The 25,386-nt window shown below is 45.2% G+C and carries 26 protein-coding genes, 2 pseudogenes and 1 riboswitch; of the genes and pseudogenes, 21 read left to right on the forward strand and 7 right to left on the reverse strand.

Translation table 11 applies throughout. The features are described from left to right. The first annotated feature begins 101 nt into the window (after positions 1-101). The 4 genes from A3848_RS32135 (at position 102) to A3848_RS05535 (ending at position 2,554) form a co-directional block, all read left to right on the forward strand. Positions 102-254 carry a hypothetical protein gene (locus A3848_RS32135; protein ID WP_178381910.1) on the forward strand — a complete coding sequence of 51 codons (153 nt, stop codon included), beginning with the start codon at positions 102-104 and terminating at the stop codon, positions 252-254. A gap of 11 nt (positions 255-265) precedes the next feature. Then, positions 266-580, forward strand: a complete 315-nt coding sequence (locus A3848_RS05525) for a sensor histidine kinase (protein ID WP_074083961.1) — start codon at positions 266-268, stop codon at positions 578-580. Positions 581-866: 286 nt separating this feature from the next. After that, the gene (locus A3848_RS05530; protein ID WP_074083962.1) at positions 867-1,181 is read left to right on the forward strand and encodes a hypothetical protein; all 315 of its coding nucleotides are present in this window, start codon (positions 867-869) and stop codon (positions 1,179-1,181) included. 356 nt (positions 1,182-1,537) lie between these two features. Next, positions 1,538-2,554: a glycosyltransferase gene (locus A3848_RS05535; protein WP_074083963.1), complete on the forward strand. Its 1,017-nt coding sequence runs from the start codon at positions 1,538-1,540 to the stop codon at positions 2,552-2,554. Positions 2,555-2,654: 100 nt separating this feature from the next. Here A3848_RS05535 and A3848_RS05540 read toward each other — a convergent pair whose 3' ends face one another. Then, on the reverse strand, positions 2,655-3,230 hold the full coding sequence (locus A3848_RS05540; RefSeq protein ID WP_074083964.1) for an undecaprenyl-diphosphatase: 576 nt from the start codon (positions 3,228-3,230) through the stop codon (positions 2,655-2,657). A 190-nt stretch (positions 3,231-3,420) separates the two neighbouring features. Here A3848_RS05540 and A3848_RS05545 point away from each other — a divergent pair, with 190 nt between their 5' ends. From A3848_RS05545 to A3848_RS05555, 3 genes are all read left to right on the forward strand, one after another. Continuing rightward, a complete protein-coding gene (locus tag A3848_RS05545; protein WP_074083965.1) occupies positions 3,421-3,678 on the forward strand; it encodes a PepSY domain-containing protein in 258 nt (85 codons plus the stop codon). A gap of 81 nt (positions 3,679-3,759) precedes the next feature. Further along, the gene (locus A3848_RS05550; protein WP_074083966.1) at positions 3,760-4,464 is read left to right on the forward strand and encodes a response regulator transcription factor; all 705 of its coding nucleotides are present in this window, start codon (positions 3,760-3,762) and stop codon (positions 4,462-4,464) included. Beyond that, positions 4,461-5,822, forward strand: a complete 1,362-nt coding sequence (locus A3848_RS05555; RefSeq protein ID WP_074083967.1) for a HAMP domain-containing sensor histidine kinase — start codon at positions 4,461-4,463, stop codon at positions 5,820-5,822. Before A3848_RS05550 ends, A3848_RS05555 begins: the two co-directional genes overlap by 4 nt. A 221-nt stretch (positions 5,823-6,043) precedes the next feature. On the opposite strand, the pseudogene A3848_RS05560 reads toward A3848_RS05555, so the two are convergent. The 3 genes and pseudogenes from A3848_RS05560 to A3848_RS05570 all read right to left on the reverse strand — a co-directional run. Continuing rightward, a pseudogene (locus tag A3848_RS05560) lies at positions 6,044-6,541 on the reverse strand (C40 family peptidase); the annotation flags it as partial. A gap of 183 nt (positions 6,542-6,724) precedes the next feature. Beyond that, on the reverse strand, positions 6,725-6,940 hold the full coding sequence (locus A3848_RS32140; RefSeq protein WP_178381911.1) for a hypothetical protein: 216 nt from the start codon (positions 6,938-6,940) through the stop codon (positions 6,725-6,727). Positions 6,941-7,187: 247 nt separating this feature from the next. Continuing rightward, positions 7,188-7,571, reverse strand: a complete 384-nt coding sequence (locus A3848_RS05570; protein ID WP_074083969.1) for a hypothetical protein — start codon at positions 7,569-7,571, stop codon at positions 7,188-7,190. Positions 7,572-7,745: 174 nt separating this feature from the next. On the opposite strand from A3848_RS05570, the gene A3848_RS05575 reads away from it, so the two are divergent. From A3848_RS05575 to bacA, 9 genes are all read left to right on the forward strand, one after another. Then, positions 7,746-8,198, forward strand: a complete 453-nt coding sequence (locus A3848_RS05575; RefSeq protein ID WP_244169744.1) for a divergent PAP2 family protein — start codon at positions 7,746-7,748, stop codon at positions 8,196-8,198. A gap of 19 nt (positions 8,199-8,217) precedes the next feature. Next, positions 8,218-8,832 carry a DedA family protein gene (locus A3848_RS05580; RefSeq protein WP_074083970.1) on the forward strand — a complete coding sequence of 205 codons (615 nt, stop codon included), beginning with the start codon at positions 8,218-8,220 and terminating at the stop codon, positions 8,830-8,832. Positions 8,833-8,919: 87 nt separating this feature from the next. Then, complete coding sequence (locus A3848_RS05585; RefSeq protein WP_074083971.1) at positions 8,920-10,386, forward strand: sensor histidine kinase; 1,467 nt, start codon at positions 8,920-8,922, stop codon at positions 10,384-10,386. After that, positions 10,383-11,072: a response regulator transcription factor gene (locus A3848_RS05590; RefSeq protein ID WP_074083972.1), complete on the forward strand. Its 690-nt coding sequence runs from the start codon at positions 10,383-10,385 to the stop codon at positions 11,070-11,072. The genes A3848_RS05585 and A3848_RS05590 overlap by 4 nt, the downstream gene beginning before the upstream one ends. A gap of 171 nt (positions 11,073-11,243) precedes the next feature. Continuing rightward, a complete protein-coding gene (locus A3848_RS05595) occupies positions 11,244-11,999 on the forward strand; it encodes an ABC transporter ATP-binding protein (RefSeq protein WP_074083973.1) in 756 nt (251 codons plus the stop codon). Next, the gene (locus A3848_RS05600; protein ID WP_074083974.1) at positions 11,974-12,723 is read left to right on the forward strand and encodes an ABC transporter permease; all 750 of its coding nucleotides are present in this window, start codon (positions 11,974-11,976) and stop codon (positions 12,721-12,723) included. Before A3848_RS05595 ends, A3848_RS05600 begins: the two co-directional genes overlap by 26 nt. A gap of 62 nt (positions 12,724-12,785) precedes the next feature. Further along, positions 12,786-13,565, forward strand: coding sequence for a COG4705 family protein (locus A3848_RS05605; protein WP_074083975.1), 780 nt, complete (start codon positions 12,786-12,788; stop codon positions 13,563-13,565). 154 nt (positions 13,566-13,719) lie between these two features. Continuing rightward, a complete protein-coding gene (locus tag A3848_RS05610) occupies positions 13,720-14,658 on the forward strand; it encodes a hypothetical protein (protein WP_074083976.1) in 939 nt (312 codons plus the stop codon). 125 nt (positions 14,659-14,783) lie between these two features. Next, entirely contained in the window at positions 14,784-15,602 is an 819-nt protein-coding gene (bacA, locus tag A3848_RS05615) for an undecaprenyl-diphosphate phosphatase (protein WP_074083977.1), read from the forward strand. A 21-nt stretch (positions 15,603-15,623) separates the two neighbouring features. Here the strand turns inward: bacA and A3848_RS05620 are convergent, their stop codons facing one another. Further along, positions 15,624-16,481 carry an alkaline phosphatase family protein gene (locus A3848_RS05620; RefSeq protein WP_074083978.1) on the reverse strand — a complete coding sequence of 286 codons (858 nt, stop codon included), beginning with the start codon at positions 16,479-16,481 and terminating at the stop codon, positions 15,624-15,626. Between the two features lie 156 nt (positions 16,482-16,637). On the opposite strand from A3848_RS05620, the gene A3848_RS05625 reads away from it, so the two are divergent. The 3 genes from A3848_RS05625 to mprF are packed head-to-tail and all read left to right on the forward strand — an operon-like array spanning position 16,638 to position 20,810. Continuing rightward, on the forward strand, positions 16,638-17,357 hold the full coding sequence (locus tag A3848_RS05625; RefSeq protein ID WP_074083979.1) for an ABC transporter ATP-binding protein: 720 nt from the start codon (positions 16,638-16,640) through the stop codon (positions 17,355-17,357). Next, entirely contained in the window at positions 17,354-18,115 is a 762-nt protein-coding gene (locus A3848_RS05630) for an ABC transporter permease (protein WP_074083980.1), read from the forward strand. The genes A3848_RS05625 and A3848_RS05630 overlap by 4 nt, the downstream gene beginning before the upstream one ends. A 46-nt stretch (positions 18,116-18,161) precedes the next feature. Next, positions 18,162-20,810: a bifunctional lysylphosphatidylglycerol flippase/synthetase MprF gene (gene mprF, locus A3848_RS05635; RefSeq protein WP_074084058.1), complete on the forward strand. Its 2,649-nt coding sequence runs from the start codon at positions 18,162-18,164 to the stop codon at positions 20,808-20,810. Between the two features lie 1,022 nt (positions 20,811-21,832). On the opposite strand, the gene A3848_RS05640 is transcribed toward mprF, so the two are convergent. Further along, a complete protein-coding gene (locus A3848_RS05640) occupies positions 21,833-23,104 on the reverse strand; it encodes a recombinase family protein (RefSeq protein WP_074083981.1) in 1,272 nt (423 codons plus the stop codon). Positions 23,105-23,552: 448 nt separating this feature from the next. Continuing rightward, positions 23,553-23,642, reverse strand: a pseudogene (locus A3848_RS33395) (ImmA/IrrE family metallo-endopeptidase); the annotation flags it as partial. A 367-nt stretch (positions 23,643-24,009) separates the two neighbouring features. Between A3848_RS33395 and A3848_RS32145 the strand changes: the two are divergent. Then, a complete protein-coding gene (locus tag A3848_RS32145; RefSeq protein WP_178381912.1) occupies positions 24,010-24,159 on the forward strand; it encodes a hypothetical protein in 150 nt (49 codons plus the stop codon). Positions 24,160-24,340: 181 nt separating this feature from the next. Beyond that, the gene (locus tag A3848_RS05650) at positions 24,341-24,697 is read left to right on the forward strand and encodes a hypothetical protein (protein ID WP_074083982.1); all 357 of its coding nucleotides are present in this window, start codon (positions 24,341-24,343) and stop codon (positions 24,695-24,697) included. 430 nt (positions 24,698-25,127) lie between these two features. Beyond that, positions 25,128-25,219: riboswitch (purine riboswitch) on the forward strand. The last annotated feature ends 167 nt before the right edge of the window (positions 25,220-25,386 follow it).

The raw sequence follows: 25,386 nt of genomic DNA on the forward strand, positions 1-25,386 counted from the left end.
CTGAGGTGAAAGATAATTATCTAACGTGAACTTGTTCAGCTTTACTTGAGTTTATCTGCATAAGCGGAATTCAAAAGGCTGAATAAAGTTCTAATCCTGAATTGGAAGCTAGATCTACTATAATCTGTTCCTTTTTCATTGGCTTGTATGTTTTCCAGCAACAAATCAGTGATAAGGGACAGAACGAAATGATCGCAGTGGGTAAGGAGATCATTCACCGCTATGATAAAGCCAAACCGATGAAGATCAGCTGAAGCAAGTATGGATGAATCTGTTCAGCAACAGCATTAAGTTCACGCCTGAAGGCGGGAAGATCCACATCAGTATAGTCAACAGTGCAGCAGAAGTACTTGTCACCATCAGCGATAATGGCATCGGGATTTCCCCGGAAGAGTTCACCGCCGTATTCCAAAGATTTTACAAAATAGACAAGTCGCGAAACACAAGTAACAATGGGAACGGTCTCGGACTTGCGATCGTTAAAAAAATGGTCTCCCTGCATCAGGGGAGTATTGAGGTGGACGGTGCGATTGGAGAGGGAACGACGATGATCATCAGGTTACCCGTACGCCAGACATGATGAAATCCTTGATTCCCGGTCCGTTGCCGATCTTCCTCCGTAACCCAATTGCATCGCTGTAAGGAATTTTTGTTAAAAAATGAAATACAAGTGGGTGGACTTCTGCAGAATGTCCAGCCACTTTTTTTTTCCTCTGGAGCGGGTGAAGACCACGCGGCCTAGCCGTTTTTACATGGATTCGATACCAAAGTGAAAATTTTATAAGTATGGGATGAATTTACTTCATTAAAAACAATCATTATGGAGATATTATCATTCGAGGAAAACATTTTAAGGAGGATGTCAATTGAAAAAAATTTCAGTAACGATTATGTCGGTATGTCTCATGCTATCTGTTGCCTCGGCGGTACAAGCAGCACCTAGTGAAACCCAGGTTAAACATGAAAAGAAGCTCCATGCTGAGAACCTTCATAAGGAAAAAATGCATAAAGAGCATGAAAAGAAATTGCACATGAAGCAACATGAGTCCAAAGGAATCAAAGCGAAAAGCTCTGAGGGGAAAATCATTAAGGAAAAAAGCCTGAAAGCAAAGGGAACTAAAACAAAAGCAACCGAACTGCCAAAATCCGGTTTTGGCGGTGCAAGTGAACAAACGGAATAGAAGGATGAAAGAGGGCGAATCACTTCTCCCTCTTTCTTTTCTACATATGAGAAAAAGGGCCGCCAGCTCCGTCAGAAAAGCCAAAGATTCTGGAGATCAAGGAATCGGTTCCCCAAGTGAAATATTCGGTCATTTTATATATTCAATACAGGTACATGGTCTGTTGTATGAAACATGCTCCTCGAAGTTTAATGTCTGTTTGTGCCCACTCCTTATTTGTTTTTATGGCATAACTTATTGTATCTCTGGTCTTACCCTGTGAATAAGTTAAATGACAAGCTATATTATGAAAAAAACGATGTTCTGTTCGATAACCAGATATGATAAAAAGTAAGAGTTGGAGGGACCGTGGTTATATGAAAAAGTTGAGTATCCCTGCAAAAAGAAAAAAATTAACAATTGTACAAGTGATTTCGAACTACCCAAAGGCTCAGCCCGTACCGTCCATTAAAGGGGGGACTGAGAAAATTGTGTATGAGCTGACGGAAGAACTGGTTAGACGAGGACATAGAGTCTTTTTATATGCAGCTTTGGGAAGCAGGAGCAAGGCAAAGCTTATCACCTATCCCAAGGGGCTTCGGCACGAGAACCTGGCAAGATATGTACTGAATAAATTACCCGACAGTACTGACATTATCCATGATCATACATTCCGTTCCGCACTTGGCGTAACTAATCCAAAGATTCCAACCGTATGTACCGTGCATATTCCGGTCAAGCGGCGAGTCAAATACCCTGTATATGTAAGTAAACGTGCCCGCCAAAAGATGGGGAATAACAGAGGCACCTGCGTTTATAATGGGATAAATACGAATGAATATGAATTTAGCGCAGTGAAACATTCATACTTGTTGTTTATAGGCAGAATCATTCGCAACAAGGGGATTCTGCAAGCCATTGAAGTTGCTAAAAAGACCGGGAAAACGCTGATTATCGCCGGACCCGTTAAAGCTCCTCAGTTTTTTCAGAGAGAGGTAAAGCCGCTCATTCAGAAAAATCCTCATATTCATTATATTGGACCCGTAGGAGGGAAAGTGAAGCAACGGCTGATCAAACATGCGGAATGCGTACTATTCCCGATCCTATGGGACGAACCATTCGGACTTGTCATGGTAGAAAGTATGGCCTGCGGCACACCGGTGCTGGCGTTCAGAAGGGGTGCTGTGCCGGAAGTGCTATCGGGTTTTCCAAATCTGATCTGTGACAACGTCAGGGAGATGGCACTAAAAGTTAGAGAGAAGAAATATCCATCCCCGAACGTGTTGAGGAAGTATGTACTTCAGCGTTTCACAAATAAGAAGATGACTGACAATTATTTAAAAATATATCACGACGTTATTCAAAGAGAATCCATTGCCGGATTAATGAGGTGACAAAACGAAGAAGGGAAAAGGATAGTTAACATCAATCCAATTCATAATTGAAAAACGGCATGGGTCCAATCCAGGAGTCATGCCGTTTGTTTTTCGCCGTTTATTTACGGGATACTATAGGTAGAGAAGAAATGATTTTGTTGTAAATTCGGATTAACAGGTTTGGAACAGGATTCAAGCGGGCGCGCATTGTATACACCAAAAAGCTGATTAATGCGGCGAGTGCTGCTGAGCCTGCAATATCTCCGGGGTAGTGTACTCCCACATACACACGAGCAAATCCAGTTAAGCATGCCAGTACCAAGGCTACAGTTCCCCATTTCCGGTTTGTGAACAAGAGACTGAACGCAAGCGAAAAAGCGAGCGTGGAATGATCGCTTGGAAATGAAGCATCCGCATTGTGTGGGATCAACTGGTGTACAACATGGAGTACAAATGGACGAGGTTGATTGACATCAGGAGATATCCATACAGTTGCTATTCCTAGAGCAACTACTGCGGACAGAAGAGCATAGAATGCCGACTGCTGCTGTTGTTCCTTATGAGTGAACCATAAAACACCGATCATAGCGATCATTAGCCATATAATATCCTGTGCAAAAAACTCCATTAAATCATCAATAAGATCCCATTTCCCAGCAAAGTGATTTATGATTTGAAATAACTGATAGTTCATTAAGGTTCTCATCCTCGCTTTTCTATTTTTATTTTAAAATTATAATCTGAAATTATTAATGATCTCTTAAATAAATCTTAAAAATGGATACTAACTGATTTCTAATGTGTCTCTAATAAGACTTTAACTTGATGATCAGGAAGTATCCGATGGAGACGGTGAGGTAGCTGACGCTAAGGAAGAAGCTGGCTTGGCGAAGCAGGCTAAAATTTCAAAAGAGAAAAGTAATGCTCTTGCGCTCGAACAGGTGAAGGGAACGGTAAACCAGACAGAGCTTGAAGACGAAAATGGTGCTATTGTCTACAGTGTGGAAATTACGAACAACAAGAAGGAAGTCACTGAGGTGAAGGTAGATGCGGTAACCGGGAAAATCGTAAAAGTAGAGAAAGCCGACGCTTCGGATTCGGACAGCAATCAAGCGGAAGATACAGAAACCGCTGATGAATAATAAATAATATTGGACAGGATACTACTCCCAAGTGGATAGTTCCTGTCCATTTTTTAGGTTTAGCGCAGCGGAAAAGGAGAAATGAATGTGGAGCAGTCTATACTGGTTATAGATGATGAAGCAAAAATCTCCCGGCTCTTGGAACTGGAGCTGACTCATGAGGGTTACCATGTTGAGGTTGCCAAAACCGGCAGGGAGGGGTTGGATAAAGCGCTCGGACAAGCCTGGAATCTCATCATCCTGGATATCATGCTTCCGGAACTTAATGGTGTGGAAGTTTTGAGAAGACTACGGAAAGTGGATGCATTCACTCCGGTCATTATGGTAACCGCACGAAATACCACTTCTGAGAAAGTAACAGGGTTAGATCAGGGAGCAAATGATTATATTACCAAGCCGTTTGAAATAGAGGAGCTGCTGGCCAGAATTAGAGCAAACATCAGGCTTCACGGCAACCTGCCGAATCCAGCAGAAGAGTCTAATCTTCTCCAAATCGATAATCTGATGATCAACAAACAGACAAGAGATGTGGTCCGTGAAGGACAAAAGATTGAGCTCACCCCTAAAGAGTTCGACCTATTGGTTTTTTTGACAGAGAACAAGAACCATGTACTGAACCGGGAACAAATCATTAATCATGTTTGGGGTTTTGACTTTGTCGGAGATACCAATGTAGTGGATGTGTATATTCTTTATGTTAGAAAGAAAATCGATTCAGGCTTTAAGAACAAGCTAATCAAAACCATACGCGGCATCGGTTATTGCATCAAGGAGGAAGAGGGGTGAAGCTTAGAACGAAAATCACCTTATTGACCTCACTTTTGCTTATCGGCATTTTATTATGCGTGGATATTGCTGTGTATTCGCTTTTTATCAAGAGTGCCACCCAAAATGCGGGTGAAATTCTCCTGAGCAAATGGGAGCCCTTTATCGAACAGGGGGAATCGATGAGCACGGAGGCTCAAGATGTTCTGCTATACAAGTCACTAACGGAAGATACGCTCATTCGAATATCCATCCCTGGTTCTGTCCGTACGATTACGAACGGCGCAGATTTTGATTTGAACGAGGTGCCAGTTACCGATAACAGAACTAAAGGCACCAAGCTTTTACAAAAGGATGACGAACGGATACTCATGGTCTATATTCCAGTGGAGACCGCGAGCGGAGACATGGGAGGCTTTGAGATTGCAGAGAAAATGGATGATTTGGAGACTAATCTTAAAATCCTTGTGACGATCCTGACCTCAACCACCTTCGGAGCTGTCCTGCTCTGTATGCTGGGTGGAAGCATGCTTTCGCGCACCGTTGTCCGGCCGATTACAAGCAGCATAAGAACGATGAGGGAGATTGAACGCAGCCTCGCCTTCATGAAGATTTCCTACAAGGGGAAAAACCGTGATGAGCTCTATGAAATGACAGAGACGTTTAACCGGATGATGGAAAGGCTGGAGGAGAGCTTCTGGAATCAGCAGCAGTTTGTCTCCGATGCCTCCCATGAGCTCAATACGACCCTGATGATCATAGAGGGGTACTCGAACATGCTGAGACGCTGGGGAGCTCATGATAAGAAGGTGCAAGAGGAAGCTGTGAAGTCCATATATGAGGAAACCAAACGCATGCGAATAATGACACAGCAGTTGCTTAATCTGGCTTCCTCGCAGCAAGGCGGACAATTTACACCAGAGTCTGTGAATCTGATACAAACCTGTAAACTGGTGATCGCCCACTTCAGCCAGTTAAGCACGAGGAAAATCATTCTACATTCTAAGGAGAAGGACAATGTTATACAAGCGGATCACAGTAAAATAAAACAACTGCTGATTATTTTACTGGACAATGCCTTGAAATACAGCACAGCCCAGGTGGAATTACATCTAACCAAGCAAGAGGAATATGTTCAATTCATTATTAAAGATTACGGAATCGGGATCCCCCAAGGGGAGGTAAAGCAAGTGTTTGAACGCTTTTACCGTATCGACAGCTCACGTCACAGAAAGACGGGCGGAACCGGCCTTGGGCTGCCCATTGCAAAATCAATAGTGGAAGAGCATCATGGGGAAATCCGGATTGAGAGCCACGAGGGTGCAGGAACTGAGGTTATAGTGAAACTACCGACGGCTCTATCCATCCGGAATACTTGACTGCAAGAGACAGGTATTCGGATAGAATTGTTATTCGCTAAACAAACAAGCCGTCTCTGAGGTTCAGAAACGGCTTGTTTGTTGTACTATTAATTTTCGTTCGGCCCGCCTTCATCATCGAAGGAAGGATGAACATTAGGTGTTGAAGCAGGGGCGGCTGGTAGAGCTGCTGCTAAGCTGCTGTCCGTAACAGGGCTCACAACGGTTTGTCCATTCGAAGGCAAAACCCGGCGTGCTGTTCTATAGTGGGAATTCCACCAGCCTGTATTCAGTGGAGTAATTGTAACTCCCCCTTTTCCGAACGTGTGTAGCAATTTTCCATCGCCCATATAAATGGCAACATGATGAATAGGGGAATAGAAGAAAACCAGATCTCCAGGCTGGAGCTGATCTCTTGGTACGAATGTTCCGACTGTGGACTGCTGTCTGGAAGAGCGGGGAATGGATATCCCATTTTGTTTAAAGGCAAACTGTGTAAAAGAGGAGCAGTCGAAAGCATCGGTTCTTCCTGTTTTGGCACCGAATTGATAAGGAACCCCCTGATATTTCAGGCCAGTTGAGATGACTTGATCTGCAGTAGTTGCAGTAGTTGCAGCAGTGGCAGCATAGGCTGTATTCGTGTTATCCAAAAAGCCCGTACCGGCAGAAAGTAAAGCTATACCTAAGCTGACTCCAATACCAAAGTTGCGGAAACGGTTTTTTTTGTAAGTTGTGTTCATCTGTTACCTCCCATTGTTGTGTTTGGGTGATCACCTGAACCAACATTATCACACTTGAATTTAACATAAATTGCTAAGCGTTGATGGATAACTGTGGTCGTAAGGGTTTTCCGCCTTTTATTAGAGTATGATGAGAATTTTCACATCAGGTTCTTATTGACATATTCGGACATTGATCTACCCTTACTGAGCAGATCCGGCAGTGGTTTTTGTGAAATCGAATACACTGCCATTTTCTCCTTTATAAACAGGCTGTCCAAATTGGTTCACCCATCCTTCGAAAAGCTTTCGAGAGATTCCATTGCTTACAATCACATAATCCGGATGATCATAAGCAACAATTTCGGGAAGGTATTCAGAAAAACCATACATAGAGCGCTCAAAGGCCGTCCAGCCCAATACGACAAATTTATCGTTTGATCTAGTAAGGATTCAAACAGCGCCATCCCTGTAAATACAGCAATAACAAGCCATACTCCCGCATGAAAATTGGCCGTCATCCATGAAAGGATGATCATGGCAGTGGCATACTTCCCTTTGGCTTTCAGCTGGTATTCCCTTAAATAAACGAAAAACCAGACGATCATAAATGAAGAGATCATTTGCGGACGGCCCTTAAAATAATTGTAATAAATCCAGATGGAGATCAGTAATGCAAATGGAAGCAAGAGAACATGCTCTTCCTGAGCCCTAGCTCTTTACGCGATACTTTGCCAAGCCGGTATAGTCCAAGCACTAGAAAGAACAAACAAACTGCAGTCAAGAGGTATACCCCCGGCCAGCCAAACGCTGAATAAAGCGGGGCTACCAGAATTTGAAATCCGAATTCATGCGGCACATAAGGCAGCTTGTCTCCGTAAAAAGTATGGATTGCATAGTGCAGAATCTGTCCGTGATCAATCATGTAACGGCCAACCTCTATATGCCAGAAGGTATCTGGATCATTAAAAGAAAACTTGGGGATCATCAGCAGTACGATACCAATAATACATATGCAGTATAACCATTTGGGTACATTAAACTTCAGCATGGTTGAACTCCCTTTATTTTTTTGTTCCACTATAACAGATACTTCTTAGCATAGGGTGGATTTTCCGTTATGAATAAGTTAATAAACGCTTAAGATTTGTTTCATGACCAGTTTATACATAGGCATTACACTTCGATTAAGCGGACCCAGTTGATAACAGGAGGTTTACCGACATTGCATACGAATACGATCTATAATTTCCCCCTTGTATCCGCCTTAATCTCTATGATCCTGGCCCAGGTTATCAAGGTCCCCTTGAACCTTTTTCGTAACGGAACCTGGAATTCGGCTCTGGCTTTTAGTACAGGAGGAATGCCAAGCTCGCATTCTGCAGCGGCGGCATCTCTGGCAGCGTCTGTAGGGATTATTAACGGTTTTGATTCTTCTCTGTTTGCCATTGCCTCGGTCGTATGCGCAATCACAATGTATGATGCCGCGGGTGTCCGCCGTCATGCAGGGATGCATGCTGCTCTATTAAATCGGATAAGCAATAATCTTTCGCAGATCACGAAAGATGAGACGCCAGGAGTACAACTCAAGGAGCTTCTCGGCCATCAACCGCTTGAAGTGTTGGCCGGATTGGTGCTGGGGGTCGCAATCAGCTTTATATTGAATACTATTTTCTAAATGAAACGGAGGGGAAACAATGCAGCAACTGCTGGCCTCAATATCTGAAACGGCGCTCCACCTTGTGGATACAATGGGAATCTGGGGAATTTGGATCGGAATGATCCTGGAGAGCGCCTGCATTCCCATTCCCAGTGAGGTGATTATGCTCAGCGGCGGTTTTCTGGTTGCCCAGGGATCACTATCGTTTGCAGAAGTTGTTGTTGCCGGAGTCGTTGGGAATCTCATCGGGTCAATCCTTGCCTATTATGTCGGCAGAGCCGGGGGCAGGAGGCTGCTCGATAAGTACGGTAAATATATTCTTTTGAATGCACATCATCTGGAACAGGCGGAACGCTGGTTTGCGCGATTTGGGGAGGGAACTGTATTTTTCACACGGATGCTGCCTTTTATAAGGACGTTTATCTCTTTACCTGCAGGGGTTGCCGGCATGAAATCCTGGAAATTTGTAGTATTCACTTTTCTTGGCTGTATTCCCTGGAACATCGCCCTTGTATATCTCGGATACCGGCTGGGAGGGAACTGGAGCATTGTAGAGCAGTATTTACATCCGGTGAGCTATGCTATATGCGGAGTTGTGGTGCTGCTGCTGGCATGGTGGCTGTTGCGCAGAAAAAAGGAACGGGCGGCATAGGTTTCCGACTTGTACTTTCGTATGCTGCATGAAATGTCGTATGATAAGTACATTCTGGAACTATAAGAGACAGGGTGATTACCGGATATGTCCATTCGTTTGAAATTTCGGCTGTCTTATGCGGCAATGCTGATCGTTCCGCTGCTCCTGCTTCTCCTGACGGCCTCGCTGCTGACAATCGTCTATCATGGTGATGTACAAAGCCTGAAAAGCACATATGAGAATAAATTTGAAGGTATTGAAGAGAGGGATACCCGCAATCTGATCAAGCACACCTTTATGCAAAATACAGATTTGCTTACGGACACCGCTTTTTTGGACGATTTGTCAGCGGATATGCTCAAGAAGAACACTTCACTATTCATCCGCTCTGACCAGAAGACACTGTATGCTTCAAAGGGTCTTCTGCTTGAACAGGGGTTGTTGGATGAACTGCCAGCTTTCAAGAATGCAGGGGTTCATGAAGAACCTTTTCGGAAGAAGTATAATAATGACTGGTATCAAATCGCTCAATTTGACTTATTATCGAAAGCATCAGAGCCCGTAAGTATTTTTCTGATCAACAAAACGGATCCTCTGGTTCACTTCGTGAGGACTTTTTTTCCGATTCTGTTCCTTTCTACCGTAGTCATCTTGCTGCTGACGCATACGCTGTTGACCACCTATATGTCCAGAAAGATTATCCGTCCCTTACTGGAACTGCGCGAAGCGGCGGGGCTAGTGACTGAGGGGAATTTGGACTTCAGGGTGAAAATTGACAGCAAGGATGAGCTGGGTCAGCTTGGGATGGCTTTTGAAGAAATGAGATCAAGACTTCAGCAATCACTTCTCATGCAGCAGCAATATGAATCCAATCGCAAAGAGCTGATCACGAATATTTCCCATGATTTAAAGACACCCATCACTGCCATTAAAGGCTATGTGGACGGAATATTGGAAGGCGTGGCGGATTCGCCGGAAAAAAATGAAAAATACATGCGTACGATTGCCGCCAAGGCCGGTGAAATGGATCATCTGATTGATGAATTGTTTCTGTACTCGAAGCTGGATATGCAGAAGCTGCCCTTTTCTTTTGAATCTGTACCCATTCTGCCCTTCCTGAAGGACTGGGCTGAGGAGCTAGAGGTGGAGCTGGAGAAACAGGAGGTTGATCTGCAAATTGATATGAACGGCGGGGAAGCGGCACGGATATCGGTAGACCGTGACTCATTCAAGCGTGTGCTAGGCAACATCATTCAGAACAGTCTAAAGTATATGGATAAGCCTGAGAAAAGAATCACGGTGCAGACTCTGGTTGAGGGAAAGAACTTTACGTTGGCCATTGGTGATAATGGGCCGGGCATTCCCCCGGAAGCGGCCGGGCATATCTTTGAACGGTTTTACCGGGCGGAACAGTCCAGGAATACGAATACCGGCGGCAGCGGACTGGGCCTTGCCATCGCCAGACAGATTATTCTGGAGCATGGGGGAACGATTCATGCGGACAGTAAGGAAGGCGCAGGGACGGAGATCCGCATTGTTTTACCGATCGAAGAAGGAGGCGCAGGAGAATGAAGCGGACGATATTGATTGTGGAAGATGAGCCTTCGATTGCCGAGCTTCAGCGGGATTATCTGGAGATGAATGGATATCAGACCGAAATCGCCGTAAACGGAGAACAAGGCCTGGAGCTCAGCCTTAGCGGGAAGTTCGAGCTCATTGTGCTGGATGTCATGCTGCCCAAGCTGAACGGTTTCGAGGTATGCAAAAGGATTCGCGGCGAGCTTGATATTCCTATCCTGATGGTCACCGCCAGACGGGAGGATATCGACATTGTGCGCGGGCTGGGTCTTGGAGCGGATGATTATATGACCAAGCCCTTTAAACCCGCTGAACTGGTTGCCAGAGTAAAAGCCCATTTGTCCCGATATGACCGCCTCAAGGGCCGGGGATCATCCACGAGTGAGCTGGAAATCAGGGGGCTCAGACTGAATCCGGACTCCCGCCGTGCTTTTGTCCGGGATGAGGAGGTGTCGCTCACCACGAAGGAATTCGATCTGCTCTACTTTCTTGCATTACATCCCAATCATGTATTCAGCAAGGATCAGCTCTTTGAGCGGCTATGGGGAGTTGACTCTCTCGGAGATACCCAGACGGTAACCGTGCATATCCGCAAGCTCCGCGAGAAAATCGAAGAGGATTCTGCCAATCCGCTATACATCGAAACACTTTGGGGCGCCGGATATCGGTTCCGCTCCTGAATATAAGCAAAAAAGCCAAAGCCTTCGGGATGCTTTGGCTTTTTTTGTGTGCTCCGGAGTTAAGAATTATTTAAGGGTCTGTTCACAGGTATTTTAGATTTATCCTTTACTCTAAATTAGCGTGAAAGCTTACTGGAAAAGGATAAAAGGTTACGCCAAGGGGGAGAAGGCATGGAAAGCATAGCCAAGCTGACAGGAGTGAGCAAAGAATTCCATAGCGGTAGAGGGATTAGCGGTGTGAATTTGACACTGAGCAAGGGAGATATCTACGGATTACTCGGACCCAATGGTGCAGGTAAAACTACGCTTCTGAAAATGCTGACCGGACTGCTTACTCCGAGCTTTGGGAGCATTTCATTGTTTGGACAAGATCTGGATCAATCCTTCGCATCGAGTATGAGGAAGGTAGGCTGCATGATCGAATCCGCCGATTTTTACGATTATGTCACAGCACGCCAATATTTAAAGCTGAATGCAAGCTTCTATCCGGAGCTGCCGCCCCAGCGGCTGGATGAAGTGCTGGAAGCCGTGGGTCTGGCCGCTTTTGCCAAAGAGAAAATAAGACACTTCTCCACTGGTATGAAGCAAAAGCTGGCCATGGCCTCATCCATCCTGCACTACCCGGAATTTGTGATCTGGGATGAGCCAACCAATGGACTGGATATTGAAGGCGTAGTTCATTTTCGTGCTCTGGTTAAGCAATTATCGGCTGAACAGGGAATCACCTTTCTGATTTCCAGCCACATGATTCATGAATTGGAACAGCTCTGCAACAGAGTGGGCATTCTGCATCAAGGCGTGCTGGTACGTGAAGGGAATGTGCATGAACTGCTTGCGGACAATATTTCTCTCGAGCAATATTACATTGCCGAGCTGCAAAAGGGAAAGGAGCTGATGGATAATGGAGGGCTTAACAGCAGCAATTAGAAACGAACTGCAGCTCATGATCTACCGCAAAAAAACTATCATCTTCATCTTGGTATCCGTCATCCTTCCAGTACTGCTGATTTTACTTTTCCATTCTCTGCAGCCGATATTGGGGATTGTTGCCGTCAGTCCTTCCTATCCGGTTCAAATGCTGGAGATATACACCGTCTTCTTGATCCCCTTGTTCATGATGGTGGAGATTGCTGATTTATTCCCACAGGAAATTTCATCACGTACCTTGAAGCTGGCGCTGCTGCGGCCAGTCACAAGACTCGGAGTATACACTGCCAAATTTCTTGTTCTTGGCATAGCCATCGGCATTCTGCTATTGCTCTTGGGAACGGCAAGCACACTGTGCAACCTGCTGTTCGGGACTCCGGGTACGGGCAGTCTCCATATCTTCAGTCTGTTGAAAGCCTACGCTGCTGCGTTCCTGTCTATGTGGTCTCTTGCAGCCTTGTTCGTATTTACGGCTCAATTTTTCCGCAGTGCCGCAGGATTTCTTGTTTTTTCCATTCTGTTATACACCGGGGCCAAAACGGTTCCTTACTTGATTAACGGCTTCGCTTTTTTTTCAATAACATCCTATACAGACTGGTATTCACTATGGTTAAGCCATACCGTTTCCACGGGCAGACTTGCCACCACCACCTTATTCTTATTGTCCGGCTTGTTTTTGTTTGTAACGCTGGGCTATATCTTTTTTGACCGGAAGGAGGTATAGCCAGGAAGTTGCGCAGGTGGAAATACCACAATTCAGGTTACAAATGAAAGGGGAGTCCTTCAATGATAGGAGCAGAAGCATTGGATATGAATGAACGCCAAATATGGAGCAAGGTTCCACAGGTTACGATTTTTTTCTGGATCATTAAAATTATGGCCACCACGGTGGGAGAAACAGCAGCAGACTTTCTGAATTTCAACCTGAATTGGGGCTTAACGCTCACCACCCTGGTGATCACCGGCCTGCTGATCATCTCACTCTTCTTTCAGATGTCCTCTACCAAATACGTACCCTCGTTATATTGGCTGGCCGTCGTACTGATCAGCGTAGTGGGGACACTGATTACTGACAACCTTGTAGACAATCTCGGAGTGCCACTGGAATCAACGACAATTTACTTCTCACTGGCGCTGGTTGTAACCTTTGTGGCTTGGTACGCCAATGAGAAGACCCTGTCGATCCATTCGATTACCACAAAAAAACGGGAAGCCTTTTACTGGCTGGCCATTCTCTTTACGTTTGCCCTGGGTACCGCAGCCGGAGATCTTGTTGCCGAAAGTCTGGATCTCGGGTACTGGATTTCGGCAGTCATTTTTGCCGCACTGATTGGTGCCGTAACGCTGGCGCACTTTCGCCTCAAGCTGAACGCTGTCACAGCCTTCTGGATGGCTTATATACTGACCCGCCCTTTGGGAGCGTCGCTGGGTGATTATCTGTCGCAGCCCCGCAGCGAAGGCGGACTCCAGCTGGGTACTACCGGTACCAGTATCATCTTTATCGCAATCATCCTGGGACTGGTCCTTTACTTGACGAAAACCAAGAAAGACCAGGTTTTACTATAGATTCTCAGAGTTCATATGGAATTAAGAATTCCAATCTGAATCCTGTAGTGCCTAATAATTTAAGATTTATTTAATAGTCTCTTCATTGCGAATTTAGGATTATCGCTTAGGCTTGGATTGCAAGAAAATTCAGCATTGGAAGGAAGGTTCAAGAATGAAGAAGAAGTGGCTATTGACCGGAAGTGCAGTTGGGATTAGCGGTGCTGTAATGTTAGCTACTGGACTTACTGCGTTTGCAGGGACCTCGGGTTATGATGATTACAAGGCTGCGCTCAAGAATACCACGCAGAATCTGACAAGTGTTACGGTTCAGGCAGATGCGGTTCTTAAGGACAATGGTTCCCTGATTAGCCAGGCCCAGAGCAACTTGAAGGCAAGTCGGCAAAATGAAGCCGTGAGCGGAACCGTCAAGATCAGCGGGAAAACAAATGCCCAGACTATCAGTCTTTACAGTCAGCCTGACGGGCAAGTCTGGAAGAGCGATGCTTCGGATATTTATTATGTGAAGCAGGACAAGGATAGGGAGGATCATCGGAAAGCAGGGATGGAGACCAAGGACAAGGCTTGGTTCAGCTCCCAGGCAGAGACGGTCATTGATGCATTGATCGGAAATTTGAAGAATGAGATCACATCCACTACGGGAGAGGACGGTTCCAAGGATATTTCACTCCAGCTAGACAACGCACAAATCCCGGCTGTGGTGCAAGCCCTCGCACCGGTTGCTTTCAAACATCTTTCGGAACAGTCCAAATGGGAGCGTTCCACTGAGAGCGGTAGAGCAGCGAAGCCAAGCGATCCTGAGAAGCTGTTTCGGCAAAGTCTGTTTAACGCCAAGGATATTGCTCTGACAAATGGCGTCCAGATTCAAAGCCTCAGCTTGCATGCGGTAATTAGTCCTGCCAATGAAATTCAGCGCCAGCAATTTGACATCACTTTTACCGGACAGGATGCCCAAGGAGCTTCACATACATTAACTGCTAGCCTGGATGTCCAGTTGTCTGCTATTAATGGAACAACTCCTGATTCGGTTGACTTAACAGGTAAGCAAGTGGTGCAGGTGAAGGACGATCATGAGGGCAGACATCACGAATAAGCCGGAGTAGCTGACAACTTTTTTGTGAAAATATTAGAAAGACGCGGATAAGAGCAGTATTGTTCTTATCCGCGCTTCTATGAATAGCCCTATCAATAATTACAGCAGAGAGGAGCCAGCTATACATGCATGATTACATCATTGCTATCATTCAAGGCATTGTCGAGGGGATTACAGAATTTCTGCCGGTATCCTCCACAGGCCATCTCATCTTAAGCGGAGAGCTCCTTGGATTCAAAGGAGAAAAAGCAGAGACCTTCGAAATCATTATTCAGCTTGGAGCCATTCTTGCCGTGGCAGTCATTTACTGGCGGCGGATTCTTGGCTTGCTGGGATTAGTAAAAGTGGATTCCGAGAATGGAAATACGAATGCGAAGCAGAAATTGAACCTGATCCATGTTATCCTGGCCTGCTTGCCTGCTATGGTGCTGGGACTCGTCCTGCATTCCTTCATCAAAACGTATTTGTTCTCTCCCTATACAGTGCTCGCAGGACTTGTTATGGGAGGCTTGTTCATGCTGCTTGGTCAATACAAACGCACTGCAGTACAGGCAGAGAATATTGATCAGCTATCCTACAAGCAAGCGATCACCATCGGTTTGTTCCAGTGCCTGTCCTTATGGCCGGGCTTCTCCCGTTCGGGAGCAACGATTGCCGGGGGCCTGCTGGCAGGTGCGGGCTACAAAGCGGCAACCAATTTCTCCTTCCTCATTGCCATTCCGATGATGGTAGCCGCAAGCGGTTATGAGCTGCTAAAAAGCTACCATACCCTAACGGCAGCCGACGCCGGATTTTTTATCACCGGATTTATTGTCGCCTTTGCCCTTGCCCTACTCGCCGTGATTACCTTCCTGAAGCTGCTTGAACGGCTGAAGCTCGCACCGTTTGCGTACTACCGGTTTGTGCTTGCTGCAGTATTTTTAATCTATCTGATCAGCAAATAATTTAAGGTTTGTTCTGCATTCTTACCTTATTTTGATGGGCTGGGCATCTTTGCTTTTCCCAAGGGTGTTCAGTCCATACATATCTTCAAGGGTGCGGAGCAATGAGTAATGATTAGTTTTTATGGTATAAGAGCCTTTCTTGACCTTAGCGCCAACTATAAAGGTTGGTATTTTGTTATGCTCACTCATATCATCTTCATCCCAGGTAACGATAAGAAGACTATTGTTGTTAGCGGCCCAGCCGGCATAGGCAGACAGATGACTCTTGAGCCACTGGTCCGCAGTCTTAATGCTGCCGTCATGCATGTCATTATTTAGATTCGGTATGACAAAAGAAACGGTCGGGAGCTGATTGAAATCCTTGGGAAAGCTGGTTAACGGCATGTTGATGCTGGACGGCAGATTGGAGAAATTGACCCAAGGGTTATGTTTTCTTGCATATTTTGTTCTCAGGTCATAAGGACCGGTATATCCCACCTCGGGCAGGCCTTCTGAATAGCCGCCAAAGGTATACCCGTGACTAATAAGCTCAGAAGCCAAATTGGCATGGTTCGTCGGGGGATGGGACAAGTCGTCTGTTACACCCTGATTGGAGCCGGAGAACAGCTCAATATAATTCGGCTGACTTGGATGCGTGATGGCATAGTGATTGGTGAGGCTCAATCCTTGTTTAGCCAAGCTGTTCATATATGGAGCTGAAGAGTTATTCAGAATTTTCCGTGAGGAATGATTTTCTTCGATTACTATGACAATATGATCATACGCAGATTTTGAAGCCGGGACCGGCTGGGCAGCAGTTGCTGATCTGGGATGAACGAGGGAACTCGCTCCCAAAGTACATAAAGCTATTGAAGCTATGATTAATTTCGATTTAAACATATTTCCTCCTCTTTTCTGGGCAGCCTACTGGAATACTCTTCATACTAAACTCCATTTATTAAAACTTTATTAACTAGCCTCATGTATGTGATGGACTGAATGCTTATAATATAGGGTGCTGATTATTGATAGATTTAATGAGAGGAGAGATGCACTGTGAGTGCTGTATTTGAAATACATAATCTGGCCAAATTCAATTGGGAGGCTGGAGCGCAGGGGGAGAGCAGGTATTTGTTCTCACGTATCTCTGCTGAAATCACCAAGCCGGAGCGGGTTGCGCTTATCGGCGCTTCTGGACAGGGGAAAAGCACACTGCTGCGGATATTGGCCTTGCTGGACATACCAGATGAAGGAGATTTGCTGCTGAACGGCGCTTCATTTAAAAATTCAAATCCGCGTGAATGGCGAATGGCGGTTGCTTATGTGGCCCAACAAGCGGTAATGCTGCCAGGCAGCATCGAGGATAATTTGCGTACGATCAGCAGACTGCATGGACAGCCCTATGATGCTGCACTTGGTACACAGCTTATGGAACAGCTTGGACTTGACCACTTGGACCTTGCCAAAAAAGCAGAGGATTGCTCCGGCGGGGAGAAACAACGCATCTCATTGATCCGCACGCTGCTGCTTCGGCCAAGCATTCTTTTGCTGGATGAGGCCACAGCCTCACTGGATATAGACAGTACAAGGAAGGTCGAAGCACTGTTGATGAACCGGCATAAGGAAGAAGGAACAACCCTGATTTGGGTCACCCATGATCTGGAGCAGGCCCATAGAATCAGCAATCGAACCTGGGTTATAGACAAAGGCGGGATGCAGGAATACAGCAGTGCTGCTTTCTTTGATCAGCCCGTGGGAGGAGCCGTGCATTCATGACACTAACCGCACTAAGCTTTACCCTTCTGTTTGTTATGGGAACCATGCTGGTCTCCATCTGGCAAAAGCTCGGCCTGGAAAAAGATATTGCCGTTGGAACCATACGGTCAGCGATTCAGCTCCTGGCAGTTGGTTACGTGCTGCAGTTTATTTTCCAGGCTGAGCATATGATTTATGTCGTCTTGATTATTGTCTTTATGATCGGTGTCGCCTCATGGAATGCAGCCAAGAGAGGGAAGGGATTGCCCGGACTGGTCTGGAGAATTGCTGTGGCGATTTTAGCTATGGAGCTTTTGATGATGGGGATACTGCTTGGCCTGCATATTATCAAAGCCACACCGCAGTATATCATTCCAATCAGCGGAATGACCATCGGCAGTGCAATGGTCGTCTCCGGGCTGTTCATCAACCACCTCAAGCATGAAATGCAGCAGAACAAGGGAGAAATCGAAACGCTGCTGTCGCTTGGAGCCACGGCTCAGCAGGCCATGCAGAAGGTTAGGGCGAGAGCCGTGAAATTCAGTATGATCCCTACGATTGACGGCATGAAGACGGTGGGCCTTGTTCAGCTCCCCGGAATGATGACCGGGATGATTATTGCCGGAGCCGATCCGGTAATAGCCGTGCGTTACCAGATTCTTATTGTGTTCTCCTTCACCGCGTCTGCGGCAATTACGAGCATGCTGCTGAGCATGCTGATCTACCGGCTGTTCTTCACCGCTGATCTGCGGCTGAAGCTGCCTGGTAATGTGGATTAAGCACTATAAAAATGGGAAGCATAGGTGGAGAAAGCGAGGGGTGCCTATGAAAAGGTTCGGGGAAATTCTTCGACGATTGCAGATTGTACAGCTTTTCTCAGCTCTTTACCGCTATAAGCTGGTTCAGATCATTATTCCTGCAGCGGTGATTCTGTTCATTTACTGGGAGGGGAAGAAGGAATTCCGAAGAATTGACTGGGTCGGCACTCTTCACATTCTTCACCGTATGAAGCCGGCGACTGTACTTCTACTGTTTGGATTTGCGCTGATCTCGGTTGCGGCGGTTAGTCTATACGATTTTGTTCTCCGGCGTCATTTCTGTATTCCACTCCGTTTCTGGGAGACCTTTCGATATTCATGGATCGCTAATACCTCCAATAGTGTCATCGGCTTCTCCGGGATTGCCGGAGCCGCTTTGCGGACATTCCTATACCGAAAGCGGAAAATTCCTGCGAAGACCATTACTGCATCCATCGCTTTCCTCTCCACAATTACAATAACCGGACTTTCTGTACTCTCATGGGCTGGCATTCTCGGCGTATTGCCTATGAAGCCTGTCCTACAATCGCATCCCTGGACGATCTATGCGGTATGGGCAACCGCCTTGTATTTACCTGGGTACTTGATATTGCAGCGTACGTCATTTTACGCAAAGTGGTTGAACCGGAACCTGCCCCGGATGAATGCAGCTACAATCGTAGCCTCTGTTGGCGCTTCCTTATTGGAGTGGGCTTTTGCGGGAATTTCCTTCTGGCTCATCGGCTCCTGCTTTCTTCCTGCACTTTCTCTTGCTCAGGCACTTGGCATCTATACACTCTCAGCGATTACCGGCCTGCTCAGTATGGCTCCGGGCGGTATCGGCGGCTTCGATTTAACCGCTCTGCTGGGACTCCAACAATTGGGTTACCCATCCGACAAGACGGCTGCCGTCCTTGTTCTATTCCGTTTGCTGTACTACCTTTTCCCTTGGGTGATCGGTCTTATTCTAGCTGCATTTGATTTTGCCAGGGAGCGTGAAGGAGAGAGCGGGCGGGACAATGTGGGCTTCGAGAGCGTGTTGAACAACTGGCAAAAGATATGGCAATTTCCAACCCGGCTCGGAGTTGTCGGGGAGATCGGGGCTTGGTCGCTGGGCAAGCTTGTATTTGCAAGTGGCATCGTGCTTTTACTCTCTGCCGCTACACCCGGTCTGCTCAATCGGCTGCAATTTACCGAGGAGCTGCTGTCGGCTCCACTGATGAGGTTGTCCCATCAATTAAGTGTAATCATTGGCCTATTGCTGCTCGTACTTTCCTGGGGGATTTCGCATCGGGTAAAGCGGGCGTACCGGCTGACTCTATTCTTTCTTTGTGCCGGTGCACTGTTCACATTTACCAAGGCGTTTGATTTTGAGGAAGCGATCTTCCTGCTCATCGTGGCATTGCTGCTTTGGATATCACGAAACCGGTTTTTCAGAGTCGCTACACCCTTTGATCAAGGAAAAGCAGCCCTTTGGGGGCTTGTAACGCTTCTGGCTGCCTATGTCTACGATTTGATTGCTACGGGGATTCCGCCTGCGATCCTTAAGCATTGGTCTTCGAGTGCGAAGCTAATGTGGCTTATTAATCCGAAACAGCATGCTGCGGCTGCAATTGCAGGTCTGGTAATGGCTTGGCTGCTGATCACACTTTTTTTCATTCTTAGGCCAAACCGGTTAGCCAATAAAGGGGCTTCTGCTGCAGAACGGGCCAGATTGCACAGATTCCTTGAGCACGAACAAGGCAACCTGCTGACCCACGTATTATTTGCCGGAGATAAAAGCTTTTTTTGGGCATGCAACGATCAGGTGTTGATCCCCTATGCCATTGTCCGCAGGGAATTCGTCGTTCTTGGTGATCCCATAGGTAAAGAGAATTTGGTCAGTGAAGCCATTCAGGAAAGTCAGCGCTTTGCAGATCTTTATGATTTAACGGTTGTGTTCTACCAGGTTTCTCCGCATTACCTTCCAATTTATCATGAGAATGGCTACCGTTTCTTTAAATTGGGTGAAGAGGCTTTGGTTTCTTTGGAACACTTTACCCTTAGCGGTAAACCAAGCGCAAATCTGCGTAGCGTTACTAACCGGTTCGAACGTGAGGGCTTCCGCTTTGAGGTCGTACAACCTCCTCATCCAGAGGATTTAATGAAACAGCTGTATGAAATTTCGCAAAAGTGGCTGGATGGAAAAAAGGAAAAGGGATTTTCGCTCGGCTGGTTCGATGCGGACTACTTGCAGCAATCCACACTCAGTTTATTGTATAGTCCAAGTGGTGAGATCATTGCGTTTGCCTCTTTGGCACCCAGCTATGATAATGGCGACACACTGTCAGTGGATCTCATGCGCCATCTCCCGGTTACGCCTAACGGAACCATGGATCATTTATTTGTCAGCCTATTAAAATGGGCAAAGGAACAGGGGTATGCATACTTTAATTTAGGCATGGCCCCGCTATCAAGCGTAGGGCAAACTCAGTCCGCCATCCGGGAAGAGAAGCTTGCCCATTTAGTTTTTAAGCATGGAGGCCATTGGTATGGATTCCTGGGCCTTAGAAAATACAAAGAAAAGTTCTCTCCAGTCTGGGAGCCCCGCTATCTCGCGTATCCTTCTTCGGTTTCGCTGCCGATCCTTCTGCTGGAGCTGGTAAGGCTCATTGCCCGCCGGCCCAAAAAGGGGTAATTGCCGTAGAGTCCTTAAGCTGGGTGATAGAATCATTATTGAATTTGGAACAACTCCGTGAATCTGATCTTTGTTGGTTGTTGTTTCTATTGAACTTTTTCCGGAATATTATGCAGAAATGTTTATTCTGCTTCCTGGGGGAATTAGTACTAGAAAAGGATTTTTTCGATCAGTATAATTATTTTGTTTCTTTATCTCTACTAATTACTAAATGTAGCTATGAATTGAGCTGGATACAGCTGCTGGAACCGCTGGCTGCGCTAGATCCGGCAGCGGTCATAGATCATATTCGAAAGGGAGCGCCACTTGTGCGACCATGTTCCGCTTTTCCATTGTAGACGAGGGCCGTGTATCTGATCTTTGGAGCTACAAAGTCGGTGTTCCAGCCAATGCAATCAAAATGGTTATCAGGATGGATTAATATGAATTAAACTGAACAGATATACATAAAGCAAGGTGAAAATCCGATGATCCTATTTATAGGTGATATTTGAAATAAATCCCTATATTTTCAATCTGCTGATAGATACAAGGGAAGAAGTAAAGTTTATTTGGAGGTGTAAACTAACTATATTTTTTATTGCTTTAAGCCCAATTAGAGTAGGTACGCAGGTTTTTAGTTATAGGTGGAAATTTCAATTGGTGGAGGTAACTTATTCAAAGTAACTCACTATGGTTCTTTGGAGACGTGAATGAAAGTACAAGCATTTTCCGCTATCACGATCAAACTCCCTATATGAATGTTCAATATATATGTGAAAGGGTGTTTGAAATTAGGAAATACATAAAGGTTATTATTTCTATTTTAGTTAATCTTATTTCGGGATTTTTCAGTTGCGCTGGATTTCTAGGATACAATTTAAATGGGTATCTTTCAGGTAATGATGAAGCAAGGATGATCAGCTTAGGGATATCAATAATAAGTTTAATGTTATTCATTTCATCGTTAATTTGGTCGAAGTATTATCTTTACTGTATTGTTTCGTTTCTGCTTTCTGTAATGATATGTATATTTTACGTCTCTATATAAAATTATGAAGGTTGTTGGGTTGATCGTGAAAAAAATCTCCTCGAACTACAATAAAGGAGGAAAAGGAAAAACAAAAGGTTAGGTCTGAGAAGTCCGGATTACACCAGAAACAACCTTCAAGCTTGCGCTTACCCCACTTGATCTTGTAATCGTTCAGCCATACCTCAAGTCCTTCGACAATCCTGGCCTCAACAGAATCATAACGGCTGCTGCGTGTAGGACAACCGACCGTACTGCAGCGGAAATGAGCTGGTTGTTTGGTGTACGACCGGTAAACTATTGTCATTCCGCATTCGGAACACTTTACCAGTCCGGCCAGTGCTGAAGTCATTCGTGGTTTGCCGTCGATGTTGAACTGGTGCGGAGAATGGTGGTGTTCTGAGAGCCTCCGATTTGCCTTCAGAAAGGTTTCGTTGTCGATAATGGGTTGGTGCTTCCCTTGAACATCAACCCACTCTTCGCGGCTCCTACGGCGTGAGGTTCGGTGTTTGCTTCCATCCTTGCTTTTCATTTGTTCTTTCTTTCCCCATTGAATTCTTCCAATGTAAACTTCGTTCTTAAGAATAGTTAAGACGGAAGAAGCTGACCAACTACCACCCTTATATGAGGGTATCTTAAGACGTTCTAATTCCGAGGCGATTTTACTGCCGCCTTTCTGTTGCTCCGGATCTTCATGGGTGTACCAGGAGAAAATTTGTCTTACGATATCAGCCTGTTCCGGATGAGGGGTTAAAGTACGGCCACGGCTATCCGGGAGATTCTCGACCAGGTATCCGAAAGGAGGGCGAGTCCCCAAGAAATTCCCTTCCTCAGCAGCACGCTTCCGGCCTCCCTGCATCCGGCGGGTAATAATCTTAAGTTCTTTACGGGCCATAAAGGCTTCGAATTCGCTGTATTCTTCATCAAATTCATCCATTAGATCATACGTTTTCCGTGGAGTTATTATTTTAGTCTTGGATGAGCGGAACGTCTCCAGGATTAATCCTTGCTCTTGCATATTGCCGCGTCCAAAACGGTCAATATCCATAGCCAGTACAGCATCATACTCACCTGATTCGACCTCTTTTAACAGCTGCAGCATTTCGGGACGGTGGACTAGGGTCTCACCGCTGACAATCTCTTCCCGAATCCGAATGATATTTACTTTCATATGTTTGGCAAGTTTAAGTAAAGCTGTCTTATGTTTAGCCAGAGTCTCGCCTTCGCCGCGCCGCTCAGCATCTTCATCTGCTCTGGATTTTCGCAAGTAGAGAGCTACATCCATTATGTACATCCCCTTTGAGTTATAGGAAAATATTTATGGATGTATTATACGGGGATGAGTATAAAAAATTACTGATTTTCGTGGATTGTGCAGAAAGAAAATGAAGTTGTAGACTGGGGAAATAAAGCCCTAGACTGTCGAGGGTATTAATCTAACGAGCAGGATAGCGGAGGATTCTTAGCTTCAAAATTAATAAAAGGGATTAATCCAATTGTTGCAGAATTCCCCAATGAGCACTTTAGAAAAGAATAGAGAAGAAGTGATAGAATTACGCTTTTTTGATTTTAAGGAAATTCCTTTTGAAATAAGTCCACCCGATTTGCCAATAATCAAGCAATTCCTGTTGCACTCTAACGGGAAACGTTAGTTCAATAAACCAAAGGTAGTCTAGGACTTTTTTCAGTTCAAGACTGCTTTTGGTTTTTTATATTGTAGTCAATTTAATGCCTTAGTGTCTTCGGAGAAAAGGAGTCTTCACGTTCGGATGTAAAATGACATGCCCTAATTCATGAGCACAAGTGAAACGTTGATCCTGCTGAGGGGCTGTGTAATCGCAACTAACCGCTTGGTTTCTTCATCCATTGGTTCCCCGTTAAAAGCTAATGCCTCGTTTGATTCGAGATCAGTAAGCATGCGTTCAAGGTCTTTGCCGATGTCTTTTTCGTCTTGGCAGTGAGATTGTAGTAAGCCTTAGCGCTGTTCTTACTTAGGCTTTCTTCTTCACTCTCCTTTTTTTTACTTGGTCGATCAGCTCACCACTGCCCAACCGTCTTCATTAAGATGTTCGTAAAATGAACAATTTAATTTTGAATTATTGTTATTCAAAAAATTAAAAAAAGGGGGTGAGAAATCATGGTTGTCCCTCGATCATCCCGGCATACACATAAGGCCAGGGGGGTGCTGGCATGATTGTTGCAACCTATACATTTGGTGAGACAAAGGTTCATATCTGCGATGACCATCTTGTTACAGACCCGGATGAACGGGAGAGAGTAGAAATTGCGATTGCTGATGCTGCTTGGGCATGCCTACAAGACAAAGTAGATCTGGAATGAAGCAAACATTATCATTATAGCCTTTATAAATTGTATATAAGGAACAAATTCATAATCTGAACTCATTCAAATTGAAATATTCTGAAGCAGAGTCTGGAAGTCATTAGAAAGAAGATAGGAGCAAGTGGAATGGGGAAATTATTAAGCATTGCCCAGCGTCTGGTGAAAAAGGCACGAGAAATTGACGCAATTAAAGAAGAGCGACATTCGTTGTTTTCAAAAAATAGAAGCCAATGAAGAGCAAATCATTCAAATGCATTACAAAATGGAGTTTAAAAGGCTTGAATGTATGTACTTAAAGCAAGAGCAAATGAAGGAGGATATGGTGTACCGGAAGTTGAAGAAATCAACGAAAATAACAGCTGCCGTAGAACAAGAACTGATGATCATTAGGGAGCACTTGGAGAAAACGGGTAAATCATCTTTCAGTGCTTGCGATGAAAAAGTGGAACGGATTTCTGGCTCAGTCCTTACGGATTATCTAGAGACGGTTCAGGACTTTAATAGATCTCAACTAAAGGACAGAAAGGATGAATAGTTAAAGCCCATGTATTTCCAGAGCTTTTTTCATATGGGATTGCAGGAGGACGTATTTAGACAGTTTGAAGATCAAGTCGTAGAGTGGTCTTTTGAGAATTCACGTTTGAATAGAATGGAAAAGAGTCATGAATCATGAGTATTGATAGAGTCAGCGGTGCTTTGTTAGGATGGGTAGGTGCGCTATTCATACTATCCCTTATATCACCCAATCCTACAATAGTGTAATCATGTTACGCGGCGGCTTCGCCAATTGCTTAGATGACCACGTCCCATGTACGGTTTTCAGAAGTTCAAGTGAGCCACTTCTTTCAGAGTGAAACAAGTACGGATGATCTTTGATGAAGGATGCCCGGCGTTTGTTACGATAGGTAAAATTGTACAATGAGTGGAATCTATTTACAAATGAAAGAATATAGTGCTAATATAATGTAAATAAATTCAATAGCTCTCATATATGCTCAGAAATAAGGCCTGAGCATTTCTACCGGATTATCTGACTATGGGGGATCTAACTTCAATATAAAACCATGCTTTGTTTGTTCACGAGATTTTCTTCAGTGTGCTTTCATCATGTTCTTGTGTCTAAATTTAGGCTATGAATTTTATTGAGCGGGATTCCTTATGGAATTCCGCTTTTATGCGTTTTGATGAGGACATTATCTGTGATTTATTAGAGTTATAAAATTT

Source organism: Paenibacillus sp. P32E, from assembly GCF_001909085.1.
Classification (GTDB): Bacteria; Bacillota; Bacilli; order Paenibacillales; family Paenibacillaceae; genus Paenibacillus_AQ; species Paenibacillus_AQ helianthi.